We start from the raw sequence: 26,709 nt of genomic DNA on the forward strand, positions 1-26,709 counted from the left end.
AACCTAGCATGCGCCCCCGTCGGGGAGGTCACCCCAGCGCTCCCGCGCCAGCGCGAGCACCCGCGCGTTGACAGGCACCTCACCGAGGAAGCGCGCGCGCGCCCGAGGCTCGGGGATGTCGGAGGCGCGCGCGCGCACACACGCCAGGGCCTCGCGCAGCACCGCCTCGCCCTCCTGGATGTCGTTCCGGGCGAAGCACGCCTCCACCAGGGCCACCAGGGAGAGCAGCGCGTGGCCACTGGCGCCGCGCATCCGCCGGACCTCCTCCACGCACAGCCGGGCCGCCTCCCAGGCCTCCTCGACCTTGCCCCGTCGCAACAGCACGGAGCTCAGCAGGGTCTGGGCCTTCGTCCAGTCCGAGCGCAGCGGCGCCAACCGCGCGCAGGCCTCCCGGCAATGCGCCTCGGCCTCGTCCAGCGCGCCGTCCGCGGCCAGCAGCCGGGCCAGGAAGACATGCGACAGGGTGAAGCGGTAGACGTCGGCCTCGCCCATGCGGTGCCAGCCGAGCGCGAGCACGCGCGCCTCACGCAGCGCCTCGGGCGCGGCACTGCTGCTCAGGATGTCGAGCAGGAACTCCTCGGCGTAGAGCACCACCACGTGCTGCCAGGGAGCCCAGGAGACGGCGAGGATGGCGCGCAGCCGCTCCACGGCGCCCGGGGCATCCCCCAGCACCGCGTGCATCGCGCCCAACAGGCCGCGCAGCAGGTTGAGCCCCAGCTCCGCGCCACTCTGCTGGAAGTAGCGCTCCGACTCGCGCGCCGCGAGCAGCCCCGTCCACGGCTTGTCTCCCAGGTGGTACTGGAAGAGGGCCTGCGCGGCGTGGATCCACGCCCAGGCCTTGAAATCCTGGGGCTCGGTCTCGGCGCGCAGCTCCCGGATGCGCGCATGCAGCCGATCGATGCGGGGACGGTCCGCGAGCCACAGGAGCGCCGTCTGCTGCTGGGTCAGGAAGTCGAGGAAGTCCGCCCGCGCGCCGGGCTCCGGGGTGGCCTGGGACAGGTCCTCGCAGAGCGCCAACCCCTCCTGCCACAGGCCCAGGCGCACGGTCCCGATGAAGACGCTCACCGCCACGAGGCACCACAGCTTGCCGCCCCGGCGCAGGCCATGCAGCGCGAGCAAGCCGAGCTCCCGGCTGCGCGGCACCTGCTCCGACCAGAACGCCACCACGCACTGGAGGCCCCGGAGCCGCGCCAGGTCGGCGTCGCTCACGCCGCAGGCCAGGGCGCCTTCCACGCAGCGCTCCATGCCGGGGAAGTCATTGCGCTCGAAGAGCCGATCGGCCGCCAGGGTGTACCCATGCGCCGCCCGCTCCAGTTGCCCGCCCTGCTGGAAGTGGGTGGCGAGCACCAGCGCGTCCGGCTCTCCCTGCGCCTCCAGCCAGGCGCCGACCCGCCGGTGGCCCTCGGCGCGCTCGGCCTCCGGCACCAGGGCCAGCACCGCGTCGCGCACCAGGGCGTGGCGGAAGCGGTACTCGGACACGCTGGAGAAGCGGCTCGTGTCCGCCTGGCCGATGATCTCCTGCTCCAGCAGGTGGCGCAGGGGCTCGTCCAGGGTGCCCGCGGGGGCGTCCAACACGGTCCGCACGCCCTCGGCCCAGAAGGCGTGGCCGAAGAAGCTCGCCGCCAGCAACACCCGCCGCGTCTCCGGCGCCATGCGCGACACCCGCAGTTGCAGGACCGCGAGCACCGTCTCGGGCACGGCCTCGCCCCGCCCATCCGCCAGGCCGCGGATGAGCTCCTCGAGCAGCAGCGCGTTGCCATCCGACTGCTCCACCACCCGGTCCACGACGGAGTCGGACACCTGGACGCCCAGCACCTCGCGCACCAGCCGGCCTCCCGCCTTGCGGCTCAGGCCCTTGAGCCGCAGTTCCTGCAGACAGCCCGGCCACAAGCCGGGAAAGAGCTGCCGCACCTCGGGCCGCGCGAGCGCCAGGACGAACAGGGGCTGCTCCGAGAGCGCCCGCAGGGCCTCGTCCACCAGTTGCACCGTCAGCGCATCGCTCCAGTGCAGATCCTCCAGCACCAGGAGCACGGGCTGACGGGCACACTCCGCGCCCAGCAGTGCCACCAGGGCCTGCGCGATCCGGGTGCCCATCAACCGCGGATCACTCCGGGCGGCGCGCAGCCGGGGCGTGTCCTCGTCCGCGACGGGCACGTCGCACAGCTCGCCCAGGAACTCGAGGGCCTCCTGGCGGCGCGGCTCGGGCACGAGGGCGGTGACGGCCGCGTGCAGCACGGCGCGGCGGTGCGCCAGCGAGGTGCCCTCCTCCAGGCCCAGCCAGCGCCGCAGCGCCTGGCCGAGCAGCCCCTGGGTGGTGCCCACGCCCACGGGCTCGCCCCGGCCCCACAGCACGCGCACCGGCCGCGCCCCTCGCGCCAGGCGCCGCAGGAACTCGTGGCGCAGGCGGGACTTGCCCACGCCGGGCGCGGCCGTCACCAGCACCGCCCGGGCGGACGCCTCCTCGATGCAGACCGAGAGCGTGACGTCGAGGAAGGTCAGCTCCTGCTCCCGGCCCACGCAGGAGGTGGGCTTGCCCATCAGCGGGCGCGAGGTGTCCGTGACGTCCTGCTCGCCGTGCAGCAGGAACGTGTCCGGGTCGAGCCGCGACAGCTGGAAGCCCGGGCCCAGCAGTCCCGCCGTCACCGCGTCCAGCAGCAGGGTCGACGTGGGGACCCCCTCCCGCCGCCGCAAGAGACGGCCCGCCCGGTCCATGGCCTCGCCCACCGGCAGGCGCTCGTCGAGCACGCCCAGGCCCGTCGTGAGCACGCCGTGCTCCTCGGGCCAGCGCTCCTTGACGAGCAGCGCGCAGCGCGCCGCCAGCACCGCTTGATCCGTGGCCGAGCCCCGCTCCGGCGAGAGCGTGGCCACGAACGAGCCATCCGCCAGCAGCTCCACCTGGGCCCCCAGGGGCTCGAGCACGGCGCGGATCGAATCGCGCCGGGCCACGCCCTGGGCCCAGTCCAGCGTCGGCTCCGCCTCCAGGCGCCGCGAGAAGAGCAGGACGCTCACGAGCCGCTGCTCGGCGTTCGCCACGCGGGACGCGGGGACGATCCGCCGCCCCCGCGCCGGCGACAGCAGGGGCGGCTCGGGCAGCGCCGCGAGCGCCTCCAGCAGTTGGGCCGCGTCGGCGGGCCGCCGCGAGGGCTCCTTGGCCAACATGCGCTCCACCAGGGCGATCAGCGCCTCGGGCACGTCCGGGCAGCGCTCGCGCAGGGACGGAGGCTCGGCGAAGAGGATCTTGGCCAGCGCGGCGGCGAAGTGCGGCGCCTCGAAGGGCGGCTGTCCCGCGAGGCACTCGTACAGCACGCACCCCAGCGAGAAGATGTCCGCCGCGGGTGTCAGGCGCGTCTGGCCCGAGGCCTGCTCGGGCGCCATGTAGCCCGGAGAGCCCACCACGGTGTGGCTCCCCGTGACGGCCGAGTGCGGGGACAGCAGCTCGCGCGCCAGCCCGAAGTCCAGCACGACGGCGTCCTCGGGACGGCCCGCGCACAGGAAGAGGTTGGAGGGCTTGAGGTCCCGGTGGACGATGCCCCGGGCATGGGCATGGGACAGCGCCTCGGTCACCCGGCGCATCAACGCCAGGATCTGCGGCAGCCACAGGGGCTCACGCGCCAGGCGCCGCGAGAGATCCTCCCCCTCCAGCCACCGCATGACGAGGTAGGGCTGGCCCTGGGCCAGGGTGCCATGGGCCACGTAGGCGACGAGCCCCGGGTGGGCCAGTTGGGACAGGAGCGCGGCCTCGCGCTGGAAGCGGCGCGAGGACTCGGCTGTCGCCGCGCCGTGGAGCAGCTTGAGGGCCACGGGCGCTCCGCTGAGCCCGTCCCGCGCGAGGTACACCTCGCCCATGCCCCCGTGCCCCGCGAGGCGCTCGAGGGTGAAGCGTCCCCCGATGACCGTCTCCGCCGACAGGCCCTCCGCGGAGCGCGCACGGGGCTCCGTCGGTGAATCCAAGGTCTTGACGTCCGACATGTCGTGTCCAGGTCCCCCCTACCGGGCAAGACCCTCGCCTTCCCGGGAGGCACGCCGACCCGCGCGAATCCAGTCCGAGCCCAGGTAGGCATAGACGCCCAGCCCCACGAACAGGGCGAAGGACACCTTGAAGAGCACCGAGAGCCGGGGGGGATGGATTTGAGAGATGGTGCCCTCGATGAAGCCCGCGAGCACGAACAGCACGAGCGTGCCGAAGAGCAGGCGGATGGCGCCCACCGCCTCCTGCCGCAGCGCCAGGCCCCGGGGCAGCCCCCGAGGCGCCACCTGCCCCCGGGCGATGACGAAGCCCGCCGCGCCCGCGATGCAGATGGCGGTGATCTCCGGGATGCCGTGCGGGAGGATCCACGCCCAGAACCAGCCCGCCAGGCCCTTGGCGGTGTACACCTGCGCGAGCGCGCCCAGCATCAGCCCGTTGCTGAAGAGCATGATGCCCGTGCCCACGCCCGCGGTGATGCCCAGCGCGAAGGCGAGGAAGGCCACCTGGATGTTGTGGGTGAAGAGGAAGGTGGTGAACTGGGCCTGCTCCTGCGCGCTGGCGCCGTCGTTCGCGGCCTCCTGGGCGGCGCGGCTCACCGGATCCAACGTCAGGTGCTCGGCGGGCACCAGGTAGGGCGCCGCATCGGGGTCCACCCACATGCCCAGGTAGCCGAAGCCCGCGCCCGCGAGGAACAGGAGCACCGAGGCCGCGTACATGCGCCACTCCCGGCGCAGCAGCGCGGGAAAGCCCCGGGACACGAAGCCCCACACGTCCGCGAGCCGCGGCCGCTCCCCCGGGTAGGTGAGCGCGTAGGCCCGGCCCACCAGGTCGTTGAGGTACTCGCTCACGTCCGCCGAGCCGCTGCGCGCGCGCACCCACAGCAGGTCACTGGAGACGGCCCGGTAGAGCCGCCCCAGCGAGCGCGCCTCCTCCAGTTCCAGGGCGCGCAGGCCCTGGTTCTCGGCCTTGTCGAGCAGCGTCTCCAGGGACTGCCAGCGCGGCCGCCGTGCCTCGATGAACTCCGGCATCTCCATGCGTCGGATCCTAGCCCAGGCCCTCGTCCTACTGCGGTCGCAAGGCCCCCAGGCCCGACCAGCCCAGGGTCACCTGCCCGCTCCAGGTGCCCCAGAGCGCGGGCCCCTGCGGCCCCAGACCCCGGCGGACCGAGGCGCCCAGTTCCAGGCCCCCGTGCTTCCAGCGTGCTCCCACCCCCGCCGCGTAGGCATGCGGCCCCTTCTCCTGGGGCGTGGCGCCCAGGAGGGCCCCTACCTCCACGCCGAGCGCCAGCGTGGGCCGGGGCAGGAACCATCCTTGATAGGTGCTGTCCCACGTGGCCCGGGCCTGACCGGGACGCAGGGCATAGCCCTGGCTGGTGGACAGCGCCCACCGGTCCCACTGGCCGCCCAGCAGCAGCGCCGGACGCAGCCACAGGCCGCGCGCGTCCTCGTCGGATCCCGCGCCGGCCCACAGGCCCTCGAAGGACAGGACCGCGCGGAAGGTGGGGAGGTCCGACAGCCAGACCCGCCCCGCCACGGTCGCCGACGGATCCGCGGGCTGGCCGGGACGCGCGCGCAGCGCCGCGCCCAGTGCCACCCGCTCCCCCACGCGACCCTCCACCGCGAGCGCCATGCGGGCGCCCGAGACGTCCGCGAGCCCCTCCACGCCTGGCTGGGCCCGCAGCTCCACGAGCAGGGCCTGGGGAAGGAACACGGTGGGCAGGGGCGCCGCGTCCAGTCGGCCGCCGGAGGGCGCGCCCAGCACGGACACCCGCGCCGCTTCCGGCGTCACGCCCGAGGGCGGCGGCTTCGGCGCGGGCGTGCGGGCCTCGCGCCGCTGCAAGGGCGTGTCGCCCCAGAGCGCCTCCACCGAGGCCACGCGCTCGCCGTCCCGCTCCACGGGCAGGACCCGCGCCGCGAGCGCGCCATCCGGCTGCTTCGTCAGGGGCTCCACGCGGGTGCCCTCGAGTCCACGCAGCGCGAGGGCCGTGGCGGGCACGTCGAGGGGCGCGCCCCGCTCGTCGCGCACGAGGAGCCGGGCCTGGAAGGCCTCGGCCAGGGGCTCGAGCGTCACGTCCACGCGCGGGGGCGACACGGTGAGCGACAAGGTCTCCGGGCGCGCCTCGGGCATGCCCCGGGGCCGCAGTTCCAGGGTGTGCACCCCCACCTGATCCAGGCGCACCGGCAGCGCGGTGGGCCGCCCGTCCAGCCGGGCCTCCAGCGCCTCGGCGCCCTCCACCGAGAACTCCAGCGGCCAGGTGCCCTGGAGCCCCTGGGGCCCGAGCGAGCCGCGCTCGGTCTTCACCCGCAGCACCTCCACCTGGCGCACCTGCGAGACGCGACCCAAGAGGCCCGCCGCGTCCACCGCGCGCACCCGGGCGTAGTACTGGCCGGGCACGAGCGCGCGCGCCACGGACTCGAGCGCGGCCGGAGCGGCGGGCACGGAGGCCTCGTGCACCCGATCGTTGAACCGCTCGTCGCGCGCGAGCTCCACGCGGTAGGTGTCGGCCCGCTCCACGGGGGCCCAGGCCAGGGTCTCGTCCACGCCCTGCCCGTCCAGCAGCAGCCGCACCGAGCGCGTCCCGCCCACCCACGCCGGGGCCTCCGGCAGCAGGCGCGGCGGCTCGGGATCCTTGCCCTTCTCCACGCGGGTGCCGTGGTCCCGGGGCACCCGGACCCGCTGCCCCTTGGCGCTCACCTCGGCCTGCCCGTCGAAGACGGACACACGGGTCATCTGCTGGGCATCCACCCCGACGACCAGGTCCTTGGAGCGCGTGGCCACGGTGGCCGCGGGCATCTTCACGCCCAGGCCCTCCCCGCGCAGCTCCGCCAGCGACAGGCTCAGCTCGCCCTGGAGCAGCTCCACCCCGCCGGCCTTCTTCACCGTGTCGGTGGCCGGCGTGTCCTGGCCATAGATGACGACGAGCGCGTTCTCGTTCATCTGCAGGCGCGTGAGGTCGCGGAACGTCATCTCCGCGCCGGCCTGGCGCAGGGTGTTCACGGAGTCCAGGCGCCACAGGCCCTGGCCGGTGTTGGCCTGGAACCAGTCCGGCTTGCCCGCGCGCTTGGAGTTGACCTCGGGCTTGATGAAGGTGAGGCGCGCGTCCGGCTCGCCCCGGACCCGCAGCACCGTGCCCGGCTTGAGGTCATGCGGCGGCGGCCCCATCTTGTTGAGCGCGTGCAGGGTCGCCGAGCCCTTGCCGGCATCACCGAACAGCTTGCGCCCGATGGTGCCGCACGTGTCCCCGGGCTGGACGACATAGACGTCGTCCCCGGCGTCCTTGGGCTGCGCCTGGGCGAGGGCCACCGGCCCCACCACCAGGGTCCACACCAGCACGAGACGACTAACGTTTGGATTTCCGCGCACGCGCAACCTTCCGAGAGAGATCGATCGGATCGGGCGGCAGGGGGACGAAGTCGAACAGTCCGCCCTCCAGCGCGCCCGTCACCAGGTCCCAGTCCTCCGCGGGACCGCACAACAACACGGGGGGGGTTCCAGGGCGCCGGGCCCACTGCCGCGCCCGCTCCAGGGTCTCGCGCCCCTCGGCGAGCACCAGCACCGCGTCCAGGCCCGTCCAGGCCTCCTCGGCGATCACGCTCCGGGCCCGGAAGCCACACGTGGCGAGCGCCTCCAGCAGGGGCCCGCCGCCCGCGCGCGACGCCACCACGCCCACGGACACGTCGCCGGGCGCTGGCTTCACCGCGGCCTGGAGCGGCGAGGTGAGGCGCTCGTGCTTCTTGCCCTCGCCCCGGCGCCCGGACACCCGCTGTGCCCCGGCCGCCTCGCGTGCCGCGAGCAACTCCGCGCGCATGGCCGCCGCGTCCACCGGCCGCGCGCCGGGCAGCTTCTCCAGCGCCTTCATCACCAGCGCCGACAAGCGCTCGGGCAGCGCCAGGTCCGGCCGGGCCTCGTGCAGGGGCGTCACGGGCCGGTAGAGGTGCGCCGCGGCCAGCTCCGCCGAGGGCATGACGGGAAAGGGCAGCAGCCCGGTGAGCGACTCGTAGAGCACGCACCCGAGCGAGTAGAGGTCGCTCCGGGCATCCACGGGCAGGCCGCGCAGCTGCTCGGGCGACATGAAGCCCGGGGTGCCCACCGTCAGGCCCTCCTGGGTGAGGCGCCCCTGGCCGGGATGGGCGAGCATGGCCAGGCCGAAGTCGAGCACCTTCACCCGCTCGCCCTCCGGCGGGCGCTCCAGGAAGAGGTTGGCCGGTTTGAGGTCACGGTGGACGATGCCGAGCGCGTGCGCGGCCTCCAACACCTCCAGCACCGCCCCGGCGATGTCCACGGCCCGGCCCGGCTCGAGCGCGCCCTCGCGCTGGAGCACGGCCTCGAGCGTCTCGCCCGTCACCCGCTCCATGGCCAGGTAGAGGAAGCCCGCGTCCAGGCCGTAGTCGTACACCTCCACCGAGCCCGGGTGGTGGAGCCGGGCCAGCACCTGGGCCTCGCGGTGGAAGCGCTCGGTGAAGCCCGGCGCCTGGGCCACATGCGGGTGCATGATCTTGAGCGCCACGAGCCGGCCCAGGCCCTGCTGCTCGGCCTCGTAGACGGCGCCCATGCCCCCCGCGCCCAGGGGCCGCAGCACGCGGAAGCGCCCGCCGATGACCCGACCCGCCTGGAGCGTCACGCCGGCACCTCGTACGTCCGGGTGACGGCGGTGCGGCCCGACAACTGGCGCTCCCCGGCGGGCACCAGCTCGCTCGCGTCGGCGCCCAGCCGCTCGTGCGTCGCCTCACTCACGAGGATCTGCCCCGGCTGGGCCATGGACTCCAGCCGCGCGGCCACGTTCACCGTGTCGCCGATGACGGTGTACTCCATGCGCTTGTCGCTGCCCACGTTGCCCGCCACGGCCGGGCCGGTGTGCACGCCGATGGCGAGCTGGATCTCGATGCCCCAGCGCTCGCGCCAGCGGCGGTTGCCCACGTCGAGCCAGCGGCGCAGGTCCTCGGCCGCCTGCACCGCGCGCAGCGCGTCGTCCGCGTGGGACTGGGGCGTGCCCCAGACGGCCATGATGCAGTCCCCGATGAACTTGTCGATGATGCCGCCGCGCCGCTGGATGATCTCCGTGGCGAAGGTGAACAGCTCGTTGAGCAGCGCGACGATGACCTCGGGGGGCTGGGACTCGGCCAGCCGGGTGAAGCCCACCACGTCGGCGAAGACGATGGTGACCTCGCGGCGCTCGCCCCCGAGCCGCAGCTGGCCGGGGTTGGACACCACCAGCTCCACCACCTCCGGGGACAGGTAGCGGCTGAGGGCCGCGCGCGCCTCGGCCTGGGCGACCACCTCGCGCTCCTTGGACTCCAGCGTCCGGGCCATGCCCTCGAAGGCGCGGCCGAGCGTGCCCAGCTCGTCCGAGCGCCGGGTGACCCGGGCCGCCACGCCCTGGAAGGTCCGCTCGGCCAGGGCGCGCGTGGCCAGCACCAGGTCGCGCAGGGGCCGGGTGAGCTGCCGGGCCCCCACGAGCCCCGCGCCCAGCGCCACGAGCGCCGCCAGCACGAGCGCGGCGAGGATGGACTGGCGCATCTCCGACAGCGAGGCGTAGGCCACGGCCTGGGGCTGCTGCACGGCCACCGCCCAGCCCAGCTCGCTCAGGGCCTCCAAGGAGCCCATCATCTCCTGGTCCCCCTGGTGGAAGTCGGAGATGGCGACCATGTCCGTGGAGAAGGAGGAGTCCCCGCTGAGCGCCTGGAAGAGCCCGTGGCGGGAGAAGTCCTCGCGCGCGGCCACCCGGGCGGGGTCGGCGTGCAGCACGAGCCGCCGCTGTCGGTCCACCACGAACACGTTGTCGCGCGCCCCGAGGAAGCGCTCGCCCAGCGTGCCCATGAGCGCGCACAGCGGGCCGAGCTTCACCTGGGTGCCGAGGATGGCGCGCACGCGCCCCTCGCGCACGAGCGGGTAGAACACCTCGAGCACCGGGCCGCCCTCGGCGCCGGCGCGCACGTCCTGGACGACCAGGTGGCCCCGGGAGGCCTCGAGCGACGCGACCAGCCGCGCGTCCAGGCGGGCGGGCACCTGGGGCGCGGGCACCTCGTCGGCCTTCACCGTGGTCACGCTCTGGCCGTTGGGCGCGTAGAGGGTGAGGAAGTCGATGGTCTCCAGCGCCGCCACGCGCGTGCCCACGAGCGCGTAGCGCGTGGTGTCCTCCCCCAGGCCGGGCGCGAAGAGGATCTGCCCGAGCCCCTCCAGGTCCTGCTCCACGCGCACGAGCGCCCCCCGCACCGAGCGCTGCACGTCCCCCACGATGGAGCGGTGCAGGTGGCGCACGAGCTCCTGGAGCGCGGCCACGTTGGTGTCCATCATCTTCCAGCCCAGGCCCACGAGCGGCGGCAGCGCGCAGAGCAGGACGAGGAGGAACAGCCGGGTGAACAACGAGACGCCGCGGGGAGCCGCGGGGGTCACCGGGGGCGGAGGGGCAGCATCCATGGAGGTGGGCCCAGGCTTTATCATTCCCGGCCAACGCCCGCGACGGCTCCTCGGAGGGCATCCGGGCACTCGCCCCGGACACGATTCCCCGTAGACTCCCGCCGCGTTCACCCGTGGAGGAGGTCTCATCATGCGCATCGAGAAGCCCATCGCTGGCCGCTGGCTCGCCGCCGTCCTGCTTCCCCTGCTGTCCGCCTGTGGTCCCTCCACCGACGGCGTGGGGGGCGAGGGCAAGGTGGGGGACCTGTTGCCCCTGGGCGCGTACCAGGACGGGCTCATCACGTTCTATGACGCGACCGGCGCGGGCAACTGCAGCTACGACCCGAGCCCGGACGACCTGGACGTGGCGGCGATGAACATCGGCCAGTACCAGGACAGCGCGGTGTGTGGCTCGTGCGTGGAAATCGAGGGGCCCAAGGCCAACCTCCGGGTGCGCATCGTGGACTCCTGCCCGGATTGTCCCGACAAGGGCCACCTGGATCTCAGCCGCTCGGCGTTCGCGAAGATCGCCAACCCGGTGGACGGGCGCGTGAAGGTGCGCTGGCGGCCGGTGGCGTGTGACGTGTCGGGGCCGGTGCGCTACCACGTCAAGGACGGCAGCTCCCAGTGGTGGACGGCCCTCCAGGTGCGCAACCACCGCCTGCCGGTGACGCGGCTGGAGTACCTCAAGAACGGCTCCTGGGTGAACGTGAAGCGCGAGAGCTACAACTACTTCGTCGAGCCCAAGGGCATGGGCGAGGGCCCCCTGAAAATCCGGGTCACCGCCCAGGACGGCCAGGTGCTCGAGGACACGCTGCCGGGCGCCGACTCCAACAAGCTCTTCACGGGCGGCGGCCAGTTCCGCGCCCCCTCCACGGACGGCAACTAGACCCGCGCGTCCGCCCCGGCGCTGGCCTACACTGGCGCCGTGACGGACGCCCCCGACCCGCTGCTGGATGGCACCCACGCGGTGCTCACCCCCGAATACGTGGAGTTCCGCTTCACGCTGGCGGGCCTCTACTCGCGCTTCCTCGCCTGGTTCTTCGACGCGCTGCTCGTCGTGGCGCTCACCCTGGCCCTGCTCACCGCGCTGAACATGACCCTGGGGGCCGCCTTCCCCGGCTTCGCGAGCGCCCTGGGCATCGTCCTCTACTTCCTGGTGGACTGGGGCTACGGCATCGCCCTGGAGACGCTCTGGAGCGGCCAGACGGTGGGCAAGAAGCTCCTGGGCCTGAGGGTCATCCAGCGCAGCGGCGTGCGCATCGGCTTCTACCATGCCGCGCTGCGCAATCTGGCGCGGCCCGTGGACCGGCTGCCGCTGTTCTACCTGGTGGGCGGGCTGTCCGCGCTCCTGTCCGGCGCGCAGCAGCGGCTGGGGGACATGCTCGCGGGGACGCTGGTGGTGCGCGAGCGCCGGCTCAAGACGCCCTCGGCCATCGGCGCCACCGGGGGCGAGGGGCTGCTCGCGGACCCGCTCTTCGTCGCGCGGGTCAAGCGCCTGGGCACGGAGGCGCGCGAGGTGGTGCTCTCGGCGGTGCTCCGGCGCGAGGAGCTGCGCATGGAGGCGCGCCTGCGCCTGTTCTCCGCGCTGGGGACCCGGCTGCAGGAGCTGCTCGCCATGGAGAAGCCCGCCCACCTCTCGGACGAGAAGTGGACGCTGCTGGTGGCCGCGGCCCTGCTGCCGCGCACGGCCTAGAAGTAGACGGCCGCCGTGCCGGAGAAGATGAGCGACGTCTGCACGCGCTCGTTGAGCGACAGGTAGGCGTTGAACTGGGCCCGGGCCCCGAGGCTCACCGAGTCGGTGACGAAGATCTCCAGGCCCGCGTTGGGCCCGATGCCCACGAAGTTCGAGTTGCCGCTGTCCTTGAAGACGTGCAGGTAGCTCAGGTCCGCGCCGATGTAGGGCCGGATGGTCTCCTCGATGAGCAGGTAGCGGATGCCCACCGAGGGGGCGATGCCCACCACGCGCCGGCCGGTGATGGGATCCTTCGGGAAGGTCAGCTTGGTGAGGGACACCACCTCGAAGCCGCCCTCGATGTAGAGGCTGGCGTCGAAGCCGATGAACGCGGAGCTGGACAGACTCGCCGTGTTGTTGAAGTTCATGTACCCGCCGGACAGTCCCAGGCTGTGGTTGGCGAACTGGGCGTGGGCGGGGGTCACGGCGAACAGGGCGGCCATGAGGGCGAGGGCAGGCAGGAACGAGCGCATGGCGCGCACTGTAGCGTCCCCACGGGGGGACAGAACCTCGGAAACCCGACGTCGAGGGACGTTGCCCCAAATGGGGGGCTCTCCTACACTTCGGCCGCCATGCGTCTCCTTCGCTCCGCGCTCGCCCTGCCCCTGCTCCTGGCCTCCGGCTGTCTCACGACGCCGCCTCCGTCCGCGCCCGCCCTGGAAAACAACGAGCTGTGCACCCAGGAGATCGCCAAGGGCGACTGCCAGCAGGCGGAGATCCGCTGCAACCTGGCGCTCGAGTACGCGCCCCACTACGCGGACATCTGGTCCAACAAGGGCCTCATCGCCATGTGCGTGGGGGACAAGAAGAAGGCCAAGGAGCACTTCATCAAGTCCATCCGCCTCAACGCCGACCAGGCCTCGGCCCACATGAACCTGGGCAAGCTCTACCTGGACGAGGGCTCCTACGGGAAGGCGCACGACAGCTTCGAGCACGCGCTCAAGGTGAACCCCGCCTACATCGAGGCCCGCTACAACCTGGGGCTCACCTTCATCAACCTCAAGCAGTACGACAAGGCGGAGAAGACCTTCCTCACCCTGCTCGCGGTGGATCCGAACATCGCCCAGGCGCGCCACGACCTGGGCGTCGTGCGCTACCTGCAGGAGAACAAGGAGGGCGCGGTGGAGGAGTTCACCAAGGCGGTGCAGCTCGCCCCCAACCTCAACGCGGACTGGTGGAACGACCTGGGCGCCGCGCAGATGGAGCTCAGCCGCTTCGCCGAGGCGTGCCAGGCCTTCGGCAGCTGCGTGGCCGTGGACTCGACGCACTCGCACTGCATCAACAACCTGAGCATCTGCAAGCGCAAGGAAGCCCTCACCAGCGCGGCGCTGCGCGACTACCGGGACACCCAGCGGGCGGAGAACACCCCCGCGGCCCTGTTCGCCCTGGGCCGCAAGTACAAGGACGAGGGCCTCATCAACGAGGAGGAGCGCGCCTACAAGGACTGCGTCAAGCTGGACGGCAAGTACGCGCCCTGCCACTACGGCCTGTTCCAGCTCTACTCGGACGGCCACAAGCGCTCGGCGGCCGAGGTCGCCTGCAAGAACTTCCTCAAGTACGGCGCGGTGGAGGAGTTCCCCATCGAGATGGAGACGTGCGAGAAGTTCCTCAGCGCGCAGTCCTACTAACCTCCGTCTTCCGTCTCCTCGAACCCCCCCCACCTCCGCCGCGATGAGCGTCAGGCTTACGGTCAAGCAGAGCAGTGAGATCGGTGGCAAGTCCACCGAGCACCTCCTGGACGATGCCGTCATCACCCTGGGCCGGGACAAGTCCTGCCAGGTGGTGCTCGCCCAGCAGGCGGTGTCGCGCAACCACGCCCGCATCACCCAGGAGGGCAACCTCTTCTTCCTGGAGGATCTGGGCAGCGCGTACGGCACCCAGGTCAACGGCAAGCCGCTGCCCAAGGGCGAGAAGCGGCTGCTCCGCAATGGCGACGTCATCGCCATCGCCCAGTTCGACGTCCGCTTCGATCGGGTGACCGAGCTGCCCCACGACGTGGAGTCCCAGAAGACGTCCTTCGTCGCCCGCAACATGGTGAAGGACGTGATGCGGGGGCTGTCCGGCGGCGAGGAGCGCTACCTGCGCGTGATGAACGGTCCGCGCGAGGGCGAGCGCCTGGAGATCAGCGACGCGAGCGAGTTCGTCATCGGCCGGGACAACTCCGCGGACATCGTCTTCCAGGACGACCTCATCTCCCGGCAGCACGTGAAGGTGCGGCGCGACTGGTCCGGCACGCACGTGGAGGACCTGGGCAGCCGCAACGGCATCAAGATCAACCACAAGCGCGCGACGCGGAAGCTCCTGCGCGACGGGGACGAGCTGGAAGTGGGCGGCGTGCGCCTGGTCTACGTCTGCCCGTCCGAGGCCCCCGAGGAGCCCTCGGAGCCCCTGCCCTCCAACCTGCGGCCCTCGCCGTCGGCCCGGGGGGACTCGACCAACTCCATCCCCGTGCCGGTGGTCAAGGAGCGCGTCCGCCGTCCGGCCCCCAAGGTCGAGGAGCCCGCGGCGGAGGAGCCGCCCAAGCTGGAGCCGCTTGAGGTCAAGGAGCCGGAGAAGCCGGAGGAGCCGCCCCCGGCCGCGCAGGAGCCCGAGCCGGAGCCGGAACCCGAGCCGGAGCCGCCCCCTCCCCCGCCGCCGCCGGTGCGCCGCCCCGCGCCCCAGGAGGACCTGGCGCCCGAGCGGGACCTGCGCAGCTACATCCCCGTGGTGGTGCTGGGCATCATCGGCCTGGCCCTGGTCGGCGTGTTCATCTCGCTGTTCGCCGCGACCTGAGCCCCGCGCCCCTGGGAAATCCCCGAGGCGCCGCGCTGGGTGCGCGGCGCCCCGTCACCGCGTGGACTAGCGCGTGGAGATGCGCGCCACGGGCTGGATGTTGAGGTCCGGCGACAGCTCCTGGAAGCTGACCACGGAGAAGGGCGGGTTGAACTCGTACTCGAGCAGCTTGCGCACGTAGCGGCGGATGTCCATGGCCGTGAGGATCACCGGCCGCTGGGCGCTCGGCGGCAGGTGGCCGCACTCGGACTTGACCGCCTGGACGATCTCCTGGGCGATGTCCGGCTCGAGCGCCAGGTGGGTGCCCGCCGAGGTGCGCTTGATGGAGCTGCGGATGGCCTCCTCGATCTGGGGATCCAGCAGGTAGACCACCAGGGTGCCCGTGCCGCGCGCGTACTTGTGGGACACGTAGCGCCGGAGGCTCGAGCGCACGTGCTCGGTGAGCATCACGTTGTCCGCCTCGACCTGACCGTACTCGGCGAGCGACTGGAGGATGCCGCGCATGTCACGCACGGAGATCTCCTCCTCCACGAGCCGGCCGAGGATGTCGGTGAGCTTGAGCACGTTGATGACCTTGGGCACCACCTCCTTGACGATGGCGGGGAAGGCCTTCTCGAGCTGATCCAGCATCGACTGCGTCTCCTGCACGCCGATGAACTCGCGCGAGTGGCGCCGCAGCACGGCCGCCAGGTGCAGGATGATGTAGCCGGGCACGTCCCAGGTGGTGAGCCCGGCGGCCTCCAGCGTGGCCTTGTGCTGCTCGGGCACCCACGCGGCGGGCTGACGGGTGGCGGGGTTGACGGCCTCGAAGCCCTGGATGCTCATGAGCTTGAGGCGCTCCACCGTGTCGTTGACGAGCACGTGGCCGATCGTCGCCTGCCCCGTCACCACGGGGACCTCGTTGATTTGAATCTGGTACGAGCCGGGGGGCAGGTTGCCGTTGCCGCGCGCGCGCACGCCCGGGAAGCGCACGCCCAGTTCCACGAAGAGACCGTCGCGCATGAACGGGATGAGCTCGAAGAGGAACTTGCCGCCGTCCTGACGCGAGTCCACGAAGGGCACCAGCGCGTCGGACACCTCGAGCACGATGGGCGTCACCACGGGGATGAACAGCTCGGAGTCCGGGTTGATGGGCTCCTTGGGCTGGGGCTCGGTGGCCGCCGGCGTCTCCCCGGCGGGGGTCTCGCCCCCGAGCGCCATGCCGCCCGCGTCCTCGGCGCCCGCCGCCACGGCGCTCTCCTTCTTGAGCATGCTCCACGAGCCCCAACCGGCCAGGCCCGCGAGGATGAAGAAGGGAAGCTTGGGCAGGCCGGGGATGAGGCCGAGCACGGCCAACATGCCCGCGGCGATGGCGATGGCCTTGGGGTAGGCGGTCAGCTGGGTGCCCACGTCATGGCCCAGGTGGTTGCCTTCCTCGTCGCCGCCCACGCGCGTCACGATGATACCGGCGCAGGTGGAGATGAGGATGGCGGGGATCATGCCCACCAGACCGTCACCGATGGTGAGCAGCGTGTACTTCTCCGCCGCGGCGCCCACCTCCATGCCCTTCTGCATCACGCCGATGACGAGACCGCCCACGATGTTGATGACGGTGATGATGATGCTCGCGATGGCGTCGCCCTTGACGAACTTCATGGCGCCGTCCATGGCGCCGAACAGCTGGCTCTCGCGCTCCAGGTCGCGGCGCTTGCGCTTGCCGTCCTCCTGGTCGATGGAGCCGGCGCGCATGTCCGCGTCGATCGACATCTGCTTGCCGGGCATGGCGTCGAGGGTGAAGCGCGCGGCCACTTCCGCCACACGCTCCGAGCCCTTCGAGATGACGATGAAGTTCACGATGACGAGGATGACGAAGATGACCAAACCCACCACGAAGTTGCCCTGAACCACGAAGTGGCCGAAGGCCTCGACCACCTCGCCCGGGTCTCCCGTCAGGAGGATGAGGCGCGTCGTGGAGATGGTGAGCGCCAGCCGGTACATCGTGGTGATGAGCAACAGGGTCGGGAAGACCGACAACCGCAACGCTTGCGGGACGTACAGGGAGATGAGCAGCAGCACCACGGAGATGCTGATGTTCAGGGTGAGCAGCACGTCCAGCAGCATCGTGGGCAGCGGGACGATCATCATCCCGATGATGGCCACCACGACACAGGCGAGGACGATGTCGGAGTACTTGGACAGGAAGCTGTTGCTCTGGGCGGACATGCGGGTCGCAATCCTAGCGAGACCGCGCCTCTTTCCCAAGCCTCCCCCCGGCCAGGCCGCGATCGCCGCCCGACACGCCCCGCGGCAGACGAGCGACTAGCCCTTCAGGGCCTCGCTCCCGAAGTCCCGCTGGGCCTCCTCGGCGCTCTGGAGCGCCGCCTGGGCGAGCACCCTCGCTCGCTCGGTGAGCGGGTCCTTGTTCTCCGGGTCCAGGTCCACCACACGCGCGAAGTCATGCGCCGCGTCCAGGGTGTTGCCCAGGCGCAGGTGCACCTCGCCCCGGTTGATGAGCGCCGCGGTGTCCTCGGCGTTCAGCCGCAGGGCCTGGTTGAAGTACTCCAGCGCCTTGTCGAACCCGTCCATGGCCAGCGAAATCGCCCCGAGCGCCGTGTGGTAGTAGCCCTCCGAGGGATCCAGCTCCGACAGCTCCTCGAAGATGACGCGGGCATCGTCGTACCGGCCTTGCTGGTACATCTGGAAGCCCTGCGTCGCTCGCTCGAGCAGGTCGGGATTCGAGCCATCGGAGTCGGAGTTCGCCATGGTGGGTTGGAGTCCGGGGAAGAAGGCGGTGGGATGATATTACGCCGCTGGGATCCCGCGAAAGCAACCCCGCCCCAGCCCCTTGCCCCTTAAGATGCGGTCGCATGGACCTCGCGCACGCGCAGGAAGTCTTCAAGCGGCTCTATCAAGACGTCCCTGGGTATGACATCGCCCGGACCGAGAAGGAACGCACGGGCCTCAAGGAAGCGGGAACCACCTACGGCGAGGTCGTGCCCGGTGCGTTCATCGAGGTGCTCCTCGAGGCCGAGCCCAAGGCGGGCGAGGTGTTCTTCGATCTCGGCTCGGGCACGGGCAAGGCCACCATCCTCGCGGCCCTCGCCTTTCCCTTCAGCCGCGTGGTGGGCATCGAGTTGCTGCCGGGTCTGGGAGACGCCGCCCGGGGCGTGCTCACCCGCTACGACGCCGAGGTGCGCCCCACCCTGCCGCCCGAGCACCAGGGGCAGCGCATCGAGTTCATCGACGGGGACTTCCTCCAGCAGGATCTCTCGACCGCGGACGTGCTGTTCGCCCACGGCACCTGCTACGGCCCGGAGACGATGGCGGCGCTCACCCAGAAGCTCACGGAGATGAAGCCCGGCTCGCGCATCGTCATGGCGGGGCAGACCCTCCAATCTCCGGACTTCGCCTTCGTGAAGATGAAGGTGATGCGCACCGACTGGGGCACCGCCCTCGCGGCGGTCTACCGGCGCCGCTAGCCGCGCCTCGCTCCGGGGGGAGAAGCGCCCGCCCCCCGGCGAGGGCCGCGCGCGAAAGCGCGCGGGCTACTTCTTGGACTCGCTCGCGATCTGCTGCAGCCGCGACAGGATGATGCTGGCGCGCTTGGTCGTGTCGCGCTTCATCTCCGGGTCGTACTTGAGCGCGGACTGGATGTCCTTGAGCGCCAGGGGCACGTGGCCGTCCTTGAGGTACAGCTCGCTGCGGCCCACCAGGGCATCCACGTTGCCGATGTTGAGCTCGATCGCGCGCGAGTACTCCGTCAGCGCGTCGCCGGACTGGCCGAGGTGCGCGTAGGTCGACGCCAGGTTGCAGTGGAAGACGCTGTCGTAGGGCGACGCCTCGACCAGGCCCTTGAAGATGGTCAGGGCGTCCTTGAGCTTGCCCGTCGTGAGCATCTCGTGGCCCCGCTTGGCGATCTCGTACAGCTTCTCTTGGGGAATCCGGAGGAACTCCGCCGGGGAGATCTCCCCCAGGACGAGCCGTTCACCATCTTCCGCCGGAATGGCGACCGTCGAGGAAGAGGACTTCTGCTGAGAGTCACTCACGCGAGCACCTGTGGAGTGGAGGAGAAAAGAAAAAGGCGGGAGGGACCCCGAGGGCTCCTCCCGCCTGGTGAGTCTATCCGACAACTCAGAACGTCAGGAAGCGCTGCTGGTTCACGCTGCGGTTGAGGTTCTGGATGGACGAGAAGAGGTCCAGCATGCGGCCGATGTCCTGGAAGCTGTTGGCCAGCTGCTTCTGGCGGTTCTGCATGTTGACCGGCTGGAAGGGCGTGTTGGTCTGCGCCTTCTTGGTGATCTTCGAGAGCGAGTCGAAGATCTGCGACAGCTGGCCGAAGATGCCGCTGAGCTTGTCGAAGAAGGACTTGTTGGCCTTGTCCGTGCCGTTGGCGGGCTTGGCGGTGCCGGCCGCCAGCGCGTTGCCGAGCTTGAAGGACTCGCCGCCGTTGTTGCTGCCGACGATCTCCTTGCCCGTGAAGGACCAGTCATCCGTCTCCTTGCCCATGACGAAGACGTCCTTGTTGCCGAAGCTGTTGGCGTGGGCGTAGCCGTCCTGGGTGACGGCGCCCGTCTTGCCCTTGCCCTTGTCGATGTCGGTGACCTGCACGCGGTCATTGCCCGAGATGATCTCCAGGCCCTTGGTGACCGTCATGCCGTTGCCGTAGTCGGTGGTGGAGCAGTTGATGCGCGTGCCATCGCCGAGCACGAAGGTGCTGTCGCGCTTGAAGTCCCACTTGCCGCCGTCGCTCTCGTCGACGTGCGGGTCACCCCACACGCGCGTGGACTTGCCGTCCGGACCGGTGATCTTCCACTCGAACTGGCTGGTCGCCTGGATCTGGTAGCCGCCCGGCGTGGTGATGATGCCGTCCTTGCCCGTCTGCAGGCTGCCACCCGGGTGCGAGGAGTCGCCCGGCGTGGGAGTGGAGGGCGTGGAGGGACCGCGCGCGCCGCCCAGCACGTCATCGAAGATGCTCTTGATGCTGCGCGACGGGAACATCAGGTCCACCGTGGTGGGCGCCGCGGTGTTGGTGGCCCCAGCGGTGGCGGTGGCCGCCGTGTTCGCGGTGGCCGCCGTGTTCGCGGGCGTGCCCGCGGTGGCGACGTTCTTGGACAGCGTGGCCACCTGCGCGGTGAGGTCCTTCAGCATGTCCTGCGCCTTGGTCAGGGCCGCCTGCGCATCGAGCGGAGCCTGGGTGGCCGTGTTGCCGAGGGTACGAACGCCACTGCCGATATCTTTCACGGTGGACATGGTGGATCTCCTTCAACCCGCGAGGATTGGTGTTTGCTGGGGGTGCGAAACCGCGACCCTATGAACCGATTATCCGCACCGGGAGTTTGAAGTTTCCTACGGATTTAGGGTTGCTTTTCCGTTTTCCAAACCGCCAGGAAGCTCCCCGTGCGACCCGGCCCCCCCCGGCGGAACGACCCGAAAATACAATAGAACCGGCCTCGCGAGGAGCCCCCTGGGGGGACCTGGCGAGGCCGGTTCGGGACAGCAGCGGAGCGGGTGAAGCGACTAGCCGCCGATGTTGCGGATGACGGACATCGCCATCTCGTGCATCTGCTTCATCATCTGGGTCACCAGCTGGGTGATCTCCTGCTCCTTCTGCATCTTCATCTGGGCCTCGAGGAAGCCCTTCATCTCGGCGGGGGCGTTGGCCAGCACCGACTTCTGGGTCTCGGACAGCCCGCCAATTCCGCCCAGCGCACCCTGGGTAATTCCGGCCAGCGACATGGTGTTCTCCTCAATCCCCGCTCAGGGGGGTTGATACGTGGGGTTTGGAAGCAACCTACAAAAGGATTATCGGCCCAACCTCTCCGAAGTTTCCAGTCGCATTCCCGATCATTTTCCCCGCCGGGCCGCACCCGGATGCTCTCCAGGCGGCGGGCCCGCCCCGGGCGGCGCATGCCCGCAAAAGGGAACCGGCCCCACCCAGCGCCCCTTGTGGGGACCGAGTGAGACCGGTTGGGAACAGCGAACCGCGGTGACGATTAGCCGCCGATGTTGCGGATGACGGACATCGCCATCTCGTGCATCTGCTTCATCATCTGGGTCACCAGCTGGGTGATCTCCTGCTCCTTCTGCATCTTCATCTGGGCCTCGAGGAAGCCCTTCATCTCGGCGGGGGCGTTGGCCAGCACCGACTGCTGGGTCTGGGACAGCCCGCCGATTCCGCTCAACGCACCCTGGGTAATTCCGGCCAGCGACATGGTGTTCTCCTCAATCCCCGCTCTGCGGGGTTGATACGTGGGGTTTGGAAACAACCTACAAAAGGATTATCGGCCCAGCCCCTGCGGAGTTTCCTGTCCCATTTGCCGATCATTTTCCCGCCGGATCGCACCCGCGAGGCTCCTGGGCGGCGGGCCCGCCCCGGGCGGCGCATGCCCGCAAAAGGGAACCGGCCCCACCCAGCGCCCCTTGTGGGGACCAGGCGAGACCGGTCGGGAACAGCGAACCGCGGTGACGATTAGCCGCCGATGTTGCGGATGACGGACATCGCCATCTCGTGCATCTGCTTCATCATCTGGGTCACCAGCTGGGTGATCTCCTGCTCCTTCTGCATCTTCATCTGGGCCTCGAGGAAGCCCTTCATCTCGGCGGGGGCGTTGGCCAGCACCGACTGCTGGGTCTGGGACAGCCCGCCGATTCCGCTCAACGCACCCTGGGTAATTCCGGCCAGCGACATGGTGTTCTCCTCAATCCCCGCTTGGGGGGTTGATACGTGGGGGGGGGTGGAAACAACCTACAAACAGATTATCGGCCCATGCTTTCCGGAGTTTCGTGCGGCATTTCTCCGGCTTTTCCCGGGGCCGCCGGGAAGCTTCGCGTGGACTAGCCCCGCACCTTGCCGAAGCCGGGGTTCTTCATCCACGTCTTGAAGGAGTCGAGCTGCTGCTGCTCGGCCTTGGGCTCGCTCGACGGAGGCGGCGTGGCCTCGGGGTTGAGCGACAGCCCGCGCTTGGGCGCGCCGGAGCCCTCGAAGCCGTCCTTCACGCCCGTGGTGCGGGCCGCGGGAGGAGCGGGCGGAGGCGGCGCGACGGGGGCCGGAGCGGCCTCGGCGGCGGCCTTGGCGAACTCGGGAGGCATGGGCGGCGCGCCCTCCGGCCACTCCATCTGACCGGTGAAGCCCACGGCCACCAGGCGCTCCTGCATGAACTCCACACACTCCATGAGGATGGCCGGAGGCGCCGCGGTCACGGGCTCCTTCATGTAGCGCGCGAACACGTTCTTCACGTCCGTGTAGAGGCCCAGGTTGAGCGGCGCGCTCACCTTGGTGTTCGACAACAGGTCGTGCATCTTGCGCATCACCTGCTGGACGGTGCCCGAAGCCGCCTTGGTCTCCTTGTCCAGTGCCGCCAGCAACCGATCCCGCTTGGCCACCAATTCGGGCGGCTCGACGGGGACCGGGTACTCGGTGTTCGACTTCTCTTTCGACATGGATGGGCCTCTCTAGGGGGACAGGAGCTTTCGGGAAGAACCGGACAGCATGTTAGAAAGGAACGGAGTCGGCGATCAAGACGGGGAGCCTCAAACTCCCCGAGTGAAACACAAGGCAACCGTTCGCGTCGTGACTCAGCGCTGCTGCAGGCCCGAGAGCATGGCCGCGGCCTTCTGGGCCAGGGGCTCGTTCTCGGGGACCAACGCGGGGACCCGGCGCAGGTCCTCCATGGCCTGGGAGCGCTGGCCGAGCGACAGGCGGACCTCGGCCCGGCCCACGTAGGCCTGGGCATCCCGGGCATCCAGCTTGAGGGCCACGTCGTAGGCGGCCAGGGCGCCCTGCGCGTTGCCCGCGGCCATCTCCACCACCCCGAGCGCCTTGGCGAAGTAGGGATCCGCCGGGTTGATGGCGTAGAGGCCCTGGAAGAGCGTCCGCGCCTCGGCGAGGCGGCCCTGGTAGAAGAAGATGTAGGCCGTCTTGGCGATGGAGTAGAGCTCCTCGTCGGTGTAGCCGCGCACGTCGCGCAGCGTCGCCTTGCCCTCGGCCCAGCGCTGCAGCTGGGCGGCGAGCTTCGCCTCGTCGTTCGAGCCGGATGGACCCGCCATGCCCTAGTACCCCTCCTCGCGCTGCTCCTCACGCATGCGGCGCTGGATGTCCTGGATGTCCGCGTGCACCTGGCCCACGAGCGACAACATCTGCGCCTCGCGCTGCAGCAGGCCCTTGAGCCGCTCCATGCGCTCGGGAGACGCGTTGATGAGCGACAGGCCGCGCTCGAGCAGCTGGCGCTGATCCGCCTCGCCCCGGCCGGCCACGCTGCCCAGGAAGGGCCGATCCAGGAAGCCCTCGATGTCCGCGTCATGGCCCTTGGGGTGCGGCGGCGTGGGCAGGCGCAGCTCCTCCGAGGAGTGGGCGGGACCGATGAAGTCCAGCAGCGCGGCCGAGGCGAGCGCGGGATTCTTCGGATTGCCCGCCTTGCGCTTCTTGCGGTCGAACTGGGAGGGGTCGACCAGCTTCTCACGGACGGCCCGGGGTCCGCCCCAGGGCCAGACGGGTGCGCGCGGGGGCTGATTATTGATTTTCGCCATGGTCGGGTCCGAATCTCACCCCAGGTGGGACGTCGCCGTCCAGCCCACCCTTAGCGTTTGACGCCTGCCTGCTCGCGCTGCAGCTCGTAGATGAAGTTGAGGATCTCCGCGACGGCGTCGTACAGCTCCTCGGGGACCTCCTGGCCCACGTCCACCCGGTAGAGGGCATTGGCCAGGGGCACGTTCTTCATCAGGGGGATGTTGTACTGCTTGGCGATTTCCCGGATTTTCTCCGCCTTGAGGCGCAGGCCCTTGGCCACGACGCGCGGCGCGACGTCCTTCTCCTTGTCGTACTTGAGCGCGATCGCCATCTCGACATCGTCATTCATGGGAAGCCTCAGCCCCGCGCATCGGGAAGGTTGTTCTTCAGGCCGTAGACGAAGTTGAGCACCTCGGCCACGGCGTCATACAGCTCCTCGGGAATGCTCTCGCCGGGCTCCACGCGCAGCAGCGCGTGCGCCAGGGGGACGTTGCGCAGCGTGGGCACGTCCCGCTCGCGCGCGAGCGCCTTGATGCGCTCGGCCTTGGAGTCCAGGCCCTTGACGAGCACCCGGGGCGCCACGTCCTTGTCCTTGTCGTACTTGAGCGCGACGGCGACGTGGTCCGGGTTGGTGACGATGACGTCGGCGTCCTTCACCGCCTCCATCTGGGCGCCCTCGAGCAGCTCGTGCGCGATCTCCTTGCGCTTGGCCTTCTGGTGCGGATCGCCCTCGCTCTCCTTGTATTCCTTCTTCACGTCCTCCTTCGACATCATCTGGTCCTTCATGTACGCCTTGCGCTGCCACCAGACGTCGAAGATCGCGAAGAGGAAGAAGGCCAGGCCCACGCGCACCGAGAGCCGGTAGACCATCTCGCCCATCACCGACACGGTGGTCTGCGTGTCGCGGCGCACCGTCTCCATCAGCAGGGGCATGGTGTCGCGCACCACGCCGTAGGCCAGGTAGGCCGCGACGGAGATCTTCGCCAGGTTCTTGATGAGCTCGACGATCTGCTTCTTGGAGATGAGGTTCTTGATGCCCTCGATGGGGTTGAGCTTCTCCAGCTTGGGCATCAACGGGTCCATCGTGAACAGCGCGCCCACCTGGAGGAAGTCGATGAGGCCTCCCACGATGGCCACGCTCGCCACGATGGGCAGCGACAGCATGATGACGGTGTTGAGCCCCATGATCATCAGCTGGAAGGTGGCCGTCTCCAGGCCCTGGGGATGGGCGATGTGGTCGAAGCTGAACTGGAACAGCTCGGTGATGCGCGTCTCCACCGTGGGCCACATGCCCTTGACCACGCCCAGGCCCACGAGGAAGCCGAACACGCCCGTCAGGTCCTTGCTCTTCCAGACCTGGCCCTTCTTCCGGGCGTCATCGAGCTTCTTTTGACTCGGTTCTTCTGTTTTCTCGCCGGACATGCGGGAACCTCCGGCTCAGCCGAGCAGGCGGATGGCGTTGCGGAGCAGGGCCAGCATGGCGGCGAACTCCGTCTGCATCCGGCCCATGATGAGGCCCAGGGACATGGAGACGATGATGACGCCCACCAGCGGCTTGATGGCCATGGAGATGAAGAACACCTGGACCTGGGGCGCCACGCGGTTGATGGCGCCCAGCGCCATGTCCGTGAGGAAGGCGGCCAGCAGCGTGGGCGCCGCGAGCGCCAGGGAGATCTTCAGGAGGTTGGCGAACGAGCGGATGAACAGCTCGAAGAACGCCCACTCGCCCGCCGAGTAGCGGGGAAAGCGGTCCAACGGCACGACGGCGAAGCTCTCGGCGAGCGCCTGGATGACCAGGTGGTGGCCATTGAGCGTGAGGAACAACACCACCGCCAGCTGCACCTTGAGGTTGGAGAAGAGCGTCACCTGCTGGCCCAGCTGCGGCACGTAGAGCTGGGCGTTGTTGCTGCCCGACATGGTGTCGGTGATGTTGCCGGCCACGCGCGCGGCCTCGAAGACGACGCTCACCAGGGTCGCCAGCGCCACGCCGATGAAGATCTCCTTGAGCATCAACCCGATGTAGGGCAGCGCGTTCGTGGGGATGGCGCCCATGCGCGGGCTGACCGCGGGAAACAGCACCGCGGAGAGCATGACGCCCACGCCCATCTTGATTTCCGTGGGCACCACCTCACCCCCCATGAACGGCGAGAGCACCAGGACCGGCATGATCCGGCACAGGAGCAGGCCCATGGTGAAGATGACGAGCGAGAGGTTGGCCTGCTCCGTCAGCCGGGTGAGGACCTCGGAAACGTTCATCGGATGATGGCCGGGAACTGATCGAAGACGTGGAAGGTGAAGCGCACGAGCTGACTGCCAATCCACGGCCCCGCGAGCGCCAGCACGCCGAACACGGCGATGACCTTGGGCGCGAACGAGAGCGTCTGCTCCTGGATCTGCGTGGTGGCCTGGAACACGGAGATGAGAAAGCCCACCAAGAGGCTCATGAGCACGGGCGGCGCGGAGACCAGGAGGACGAGGTAGAGCGCCTGCTGCAGGATGGCGTTGAGTTGATGCATGGGCGTCTCACAGGTAGCCGACGACGAGGCCCTTGGCGATGAGGTACCAGCCATCGACGAGGACGAAGAGCAGGAGCTTGAAGGGCATGGAGATGGTGGTGGGCGAGAGCATGTGCATGCCCAGCGCCAGGAGGATGTTGGCCACCACCATGTCGATGACGATGAAGGGCACGAAGAGCAGGAAGCCGATCTGGAAGGCCTCCTTGAGCTCGGACACCACGAAGGCGGGGACGATCACCATGAAGTCCCGCTCGGTGAGATCCTTGCGGTCCTCCTCGGAGGCCCGCATCTTCTTGGCCAGGTTGAAGAAGAGCGCGCGGTCCTTGGGCGTGACCTTCTTGATGAGGAAGCCGCGCAGGGGCTCCTTGGCCTTGCTCGCGGCGCTCAAGAGCGTGCCCACGGACTCGGAGGACAGGAGGCTGGCCCCCTTGGACATGATGTCCACCTCCGAGGCCCGGTACATGGACTGCCCCACGGGCGCCATGATGTAGACGGTGAGGATGATGGCCAGGCCGGTGATGACCTGCGTGGGCGGAATCTGCTGGGTGCCCAGCGCCGAGCGCACGATGGAGAGCACCACCGAGATCTTCACGAAGCTCGTCACCATCATCAACACGAAGGGGACGAGCGACAGCGCGGCCAGCGCCAACATCAGCACCAGCGGCCGCGAGGCGAAGGAGTCGGGGCTGACGGACTCCACGGACATGGGCGAGTCCGGAGAGCCGCCGGCGCGCTTGGCGGCCAGGGCGATGAACGGATTCAACGCGATGGCCACGGCGAACAGCCCGGGCAGCAGGCGCAGGACGGGGAAGCGGGGGTTGGGCGTGAATCTCATCGT

26 protein-coding genes are annotated in these 26,709 nt (G+C 70.0%); 5 read left to right on the top strand and 21 right to left on the bottom strand.

Annotated elements, in window-relative coordinates; genetic code table 11:
* Nucleotides 1-3: 3 nt before the first annotated feature.
* The 5 genes from I3V78_RS32050 to I3V78_RS32070 are packed head-to-tail and all read right to left on the bottom strand — an operon-like array spanning nucleotide 4 to nucleotide 10,384.
* On the bottom strand, nucleotides 4-3,969 hold the full coding sequence (locus I3V78_RS32050) for a serine/threonine-protein kinase (RefSeq protein ID WP_204493537.1): 3,966 nt from the start codon (nucleotides 3,967-3,969) through the stop codon (nucleotides 4-6).
* A gap of 18 nt (nucleotides 3,970-3,987) precedes the next feature.
* The gene (locus I3V78_RS32055; protein WP_204493539.1) at nucleotides 3,988-5,001 is read right to left on the bottom strand and encodes a stage II sporulation protein M; all 1,014 of its coding nucleotides are present in this window, start codon (nucleotides 4,999-5,001) and stop codon (nucleotides 3,988-3,990) included.
* A 28-nt stretch (nucleotides 5,002-5,029) separates the two neighbouring features.
* Nucleotides 5,030-7,300, bottom strand: coding sequence for a FecR domain-containing protein (locus I3V78_RS32060; protein ID WP_204493541.1), 2,271 nt, complete (start codon nucleotides 7,298-7,300; stop codon nucleotides 5,030-5,032).
* 7 nt (nucleotides 7,301-7,307) lie between these two features.
* Nucleotides 7,308-8,588, bottom strand: a complete 1,281-nt coding sequence (locus I3V78_RS32065; RefSeq protein WP_204493543.1) for a protein kinase domain-containing protein — start codon at nucleotides 8,586-8,588, stop codon at nucleotides 7,308-7,310.
* Nucleotides 8,585-10,384 (bottom strand): adenylate/guanylate cyclase domain-containing protein, encoded by a 1,800-nt coding sequence (locus tag I3V78_RS32070; protein ID WP_204493545.1) that lies wholly within the window; start codon nucleotides 10,382-10,384, stop codon nucleotides 8,585-8,587. The genes I3V78_RS32065 and I3V78_RS32070 overlap by 4 nt, the downstream gene beginning before the upstream one ends.
* A 130-nt stretch (nucleotides 10,385-10,514) precedes the next feature.
* Here I3V78_RS32070 and I3V78_RS32075 point away from each other — a divergent pair, with 130 nt between their 5' ends.
* Nucleotides 10,515-11,252: an expansin EXLX1 family cellulose-binding protein gene (locus tag I3V78_RS32075; protein WP_204493547.1), complete on the top strand. Its 738-nt coding sequence runs from the start codon at nucleotides 10,515-10,517 to the stop codon at nucleotides 11,250-11,252.
* Nucleotides 11,253-11,291: 39 nt separating this feature from the next.
* On the top strand, nucleotides 11,292-12,059 hold the full coding sequence (locus I3V78_RS32080) for an RDD family protein (RefSeq protein WP_204493549.1): 768 nt from the start codon (nucleotides 11,292-11,294) through the stop codon (nucleotides 12,057-12,059).
* On the opposite strand, the gene I3V78_RS32085 is transcribed toward I3V78_RS32080, so the two are convergent.
* A complete protein-coding gene (locus tag I3V78_RS32085; protein WP_204493551.1) occupies nucleotides 12,056-12,571 on the bottom strand; it encodes a hypothetical protein in 516 nt (171 codons plus the stop codon). The genes I3V78_RS32080 and I3V78_RS32085 overlap by 4 nt on opposite strands.
* Nucleotides 12,572-12,670: 99 nt before the next feature.
* Between I3V78_RS32085 and I3V78_RS32090 the strand changes: the two genes are divergently transcribed.
* Together I3V78_RS32090 and I3V78_RS32095 are read left to right on the top strand one after the other, a co-directional pair.
* Nucleotides 12,671-13,726 (top strand): tetratricopeptide repeat protein, encoded by a 1,056-nt coding sequence (locus I3V78_RS32090; protein WP_204493553.1) that lies wholly within the window; start codon nucleotides 12,671-12,673, stop codon nucleotides 13,724-13,726.
* Nucleotides 13,727-13,769: 43 nt separating this feature from the next.
* Nucleotides 13,770-14,870 (top strand): FHA domain-containing protein, encoded by a 1,101-nt coding sequence (locus I3V78_RS32095; protein WP_204493555.1) that lies wholly within the window; start codon nucleotides 13,770-13,772, stop codon nucleotides 14,868-14,870.
* A 66-nt stretch (nucleotides 14,871-14,936) separates the two neighbouring features.
* Here I3V78_RS32095 and sctV read toward each other — a convergent pair whose 3' ends face one another.
* Together sctV and I3V78_RS32105 are read right to left on the bottom strand one after the other, a co-directional pair.
* Nucleotides 14,937-17,072: a type III secretion system export apparatus subunit SctV gene (gene sctV / locus I3V78_RS32100; protein ID WP_204493558.1), complete on the bottom strand. Its 2,136-nt coding sequence runs from the start codon at nucleotides 17,070-17,072 to the stop codon at nucleotides 14,937-14,939.
* 96 nt (nucleotides 17,073-17,168) lie between these two features.
* Nucleotides 17,169-17,612, bottom strand: a complete 444-nt coding sequence (locus tag I3V78_RS32105; protein WP_204493560.1) for a tetratricopeptide repeat protein — start codon at nucleotides 17,610-17,612, stop codon at nucleotides 17,169-17,171.
* Nucleotides 17,613-17,716: 104 nt separating this feature from the next.
* Between I3V78_RS32105 and I3V78_RS32110 the strand changes: the two genes are divergently transcribed.
* Complete coding sequence (locus tag I3V78_RS32110; protein WP_204493562.1) at nucleotides 17,717-18,328, top strand: class I SAM-dependent methyltransferase; 612 nt, start codon at nucleotides 17,717-17,719, stop codon at nucleotides 18,326-18,328.
* A 66-nt stretch (nucleotides 18,329-18,394) separates the two neighbouring features.
* Here I3V78_RS32110 and I3V78_RS32115 read toward each other — a convergent pair whose 3' ends face one another.
* The 13 genes from I3V78_RS32115 to sctR form a co-directional block, all read right to left on the bottom strand.
* Nucleotides 18,395-18,895 carry a BTAD domain-containing putative transcriptional regulator gene (locus tag I3V78_RS32115; protein ID WP_204493565.1) on the bottom strand — a complete coding sequence of 167 codons (501 nt, stop codon included), beginning with the start codon at nucleotides 18,893-18,895 and terminating at the stop codon, nucleotides 18,395-18,397.
* Nucleotides 18,896-18,980: 85 nt separating this feature from the next.
* Entirely contained in the window at nucleotides 18,981-20,099 is a 1,119-nt protein-coding gene (locus tag I3V78_RS32120; RefSeq protein WP_239576817.1) for a DUF1521 domain-containing protein, read from the bottom strand.
* A 267-nt stretch (nucleotides 20,100-20,366) separates the two neighbouring features.
* Nucleotides 20,367-20,585, bottom strand: a complete 219-nt coding sequence (locus tag I3V78_RS32125) for a hypothetical protein (protein WP_204493567.1) — start codon at nucleotides 20,583-20,585, stop codon at nucleotides 20,367-20,369.
* Nucleotides 20,586-20,842: 257 nt separating this feature from the next.
* Nucleotides 20,843-21,061: a hypothetical protein gene (locus tag I3V78_RS32130; protein WP_204493569.1), complete on the bottom strand. Its 219-nt coding sequence runs from the start codon at nucleotides 21,059-21,061 to the stop codon at nucleotides 20,843-20,845.
* Nucleotides 21,062-21,318: 257 nt separating this feature from the next.
* Complete coding sequence (locus I3V78_RS32135; RefSeq protein ID WP_204493569.1) at nucleotides 21,319-21,537, bottom strand: hypothetical protein; 219 nt, start codon at nucleotides 21,535-21,537, stop codon at nucleotides 21,319-21,321.
* A 146-nt stretch (nucleotides 21,538-21,683) separates the two neighbouring features.
* Nucleotides 21,684-22,289, bottom strand: a complete 606-nt coding sequence (locus I3V78_RS32140) for a hypothetical protein (protein WP_204493571.1) — start codon at nucleotides 22,287-22,289, stop codon at nucleotides 21,684-21,686.
* A 135-nt stretch (nucleotides 22,290-22,424) separates the two neighbouring features.
* Nucleotides 22,425-22,895: a SycD/LcrH family type III secretion system chaperone gene (locus I3V78_RS32145; protein ID WP_204493574.1), complete on the bottom strand. Its 471-nt coding sequence runs from the start codon at nucleotides 22,893-22,895 to the stop codon at nucleotides 22,425-22,427.
* Nucleotides 22,896-22,898: 3 nt separating this feature from the next.
* On the bottom strand, nucleotides 22,899-23,375 hold the full coding sequence (locus I3V78_RS32150; RefSeq protein WP_204493576.1) for a hypothetical protein: 477 nt from the start codon (nucleotides 23,373-23,375) through the stop codon (nucleotides 22,899-22,901).
* Between the two features lie 50 nt (nucleotides 23,376-23,425).
* Entirely contained in the window at nucleotides 23,426-23,704 is a 279-nt protein-coding gene (locus tag I3V78_RS32155; RefSeq protein ID WP_204493579.1) for an EscU/YscU/HrcU family type III secretion system export apparatus switch protein, read from the bottom strand.
* 8 nt (nucleotides 23,705-23,712) lie between these two features.
* Nucleotides 23,713-24,777 carry a type III secretion system export apparatus subunit SctU gene (gene sctU / locus I3V78_RS32160; protein WP_204493581.1) on the bottom strand — a complete coding sequence of 355 codons (1,065 nt, stop codon included), beginning with the start codon at nucleotides 24,775-24,777 and terminating at the stop codon, nucleotides 23,713-23,715.
* Between the two features lie 15 nt (nucleotides 24,778-24,792).
* Nucleotides 24,793-25,611, bottom strand: a complete 819-nt coding sequence (locus I3V78_RS32165; protein ID WP_204493584.1) for a flagellar biosynthetic protein FliR — start codon at nucleotides 25,609-25,611, stop codon at nucleotides 24,793-24,795.
* A complete protein-coding gene (gene fliQ, locus I3V78_RS32170; protein WP_204493586.1) occupies nucleotides 25,608-25,871 on the bottom strand; it encodes a flagellar biosynthesis protein FliQ in 264 nt (87 codons plus the stop codon). Before fliQ ends, I3V78_RS32165 begins: the two co-directional genes overlap by 4 nt.
* Before the next feature lie 7 nt (nucleotides 25,872-25,878).
* Nucleotides 25,879-26,706, bottom strand: a complete 828-nt coding sequence (gene sctR / locus I3V78_RS32175; protein ID WP_204493588.1) for a type III secretion system export apparatus subunit SctR — start codon at nucleotides 26,704-26,706, stop codon at nucleotides 25,879-25,881.
* Nucleotides 26,707-26,709: the final 3 nt, after the last annotated feature.

The organism is Archangium primigenium (genome assembly GCF_016904885.1).
In the GTDB taxonomy this organism is placed as follows: Bacteria; Myxococcota; Myxococcia; order Myxococcales; family Myxococcaceae; genus Cystobacter; species Cystobacter primigenius.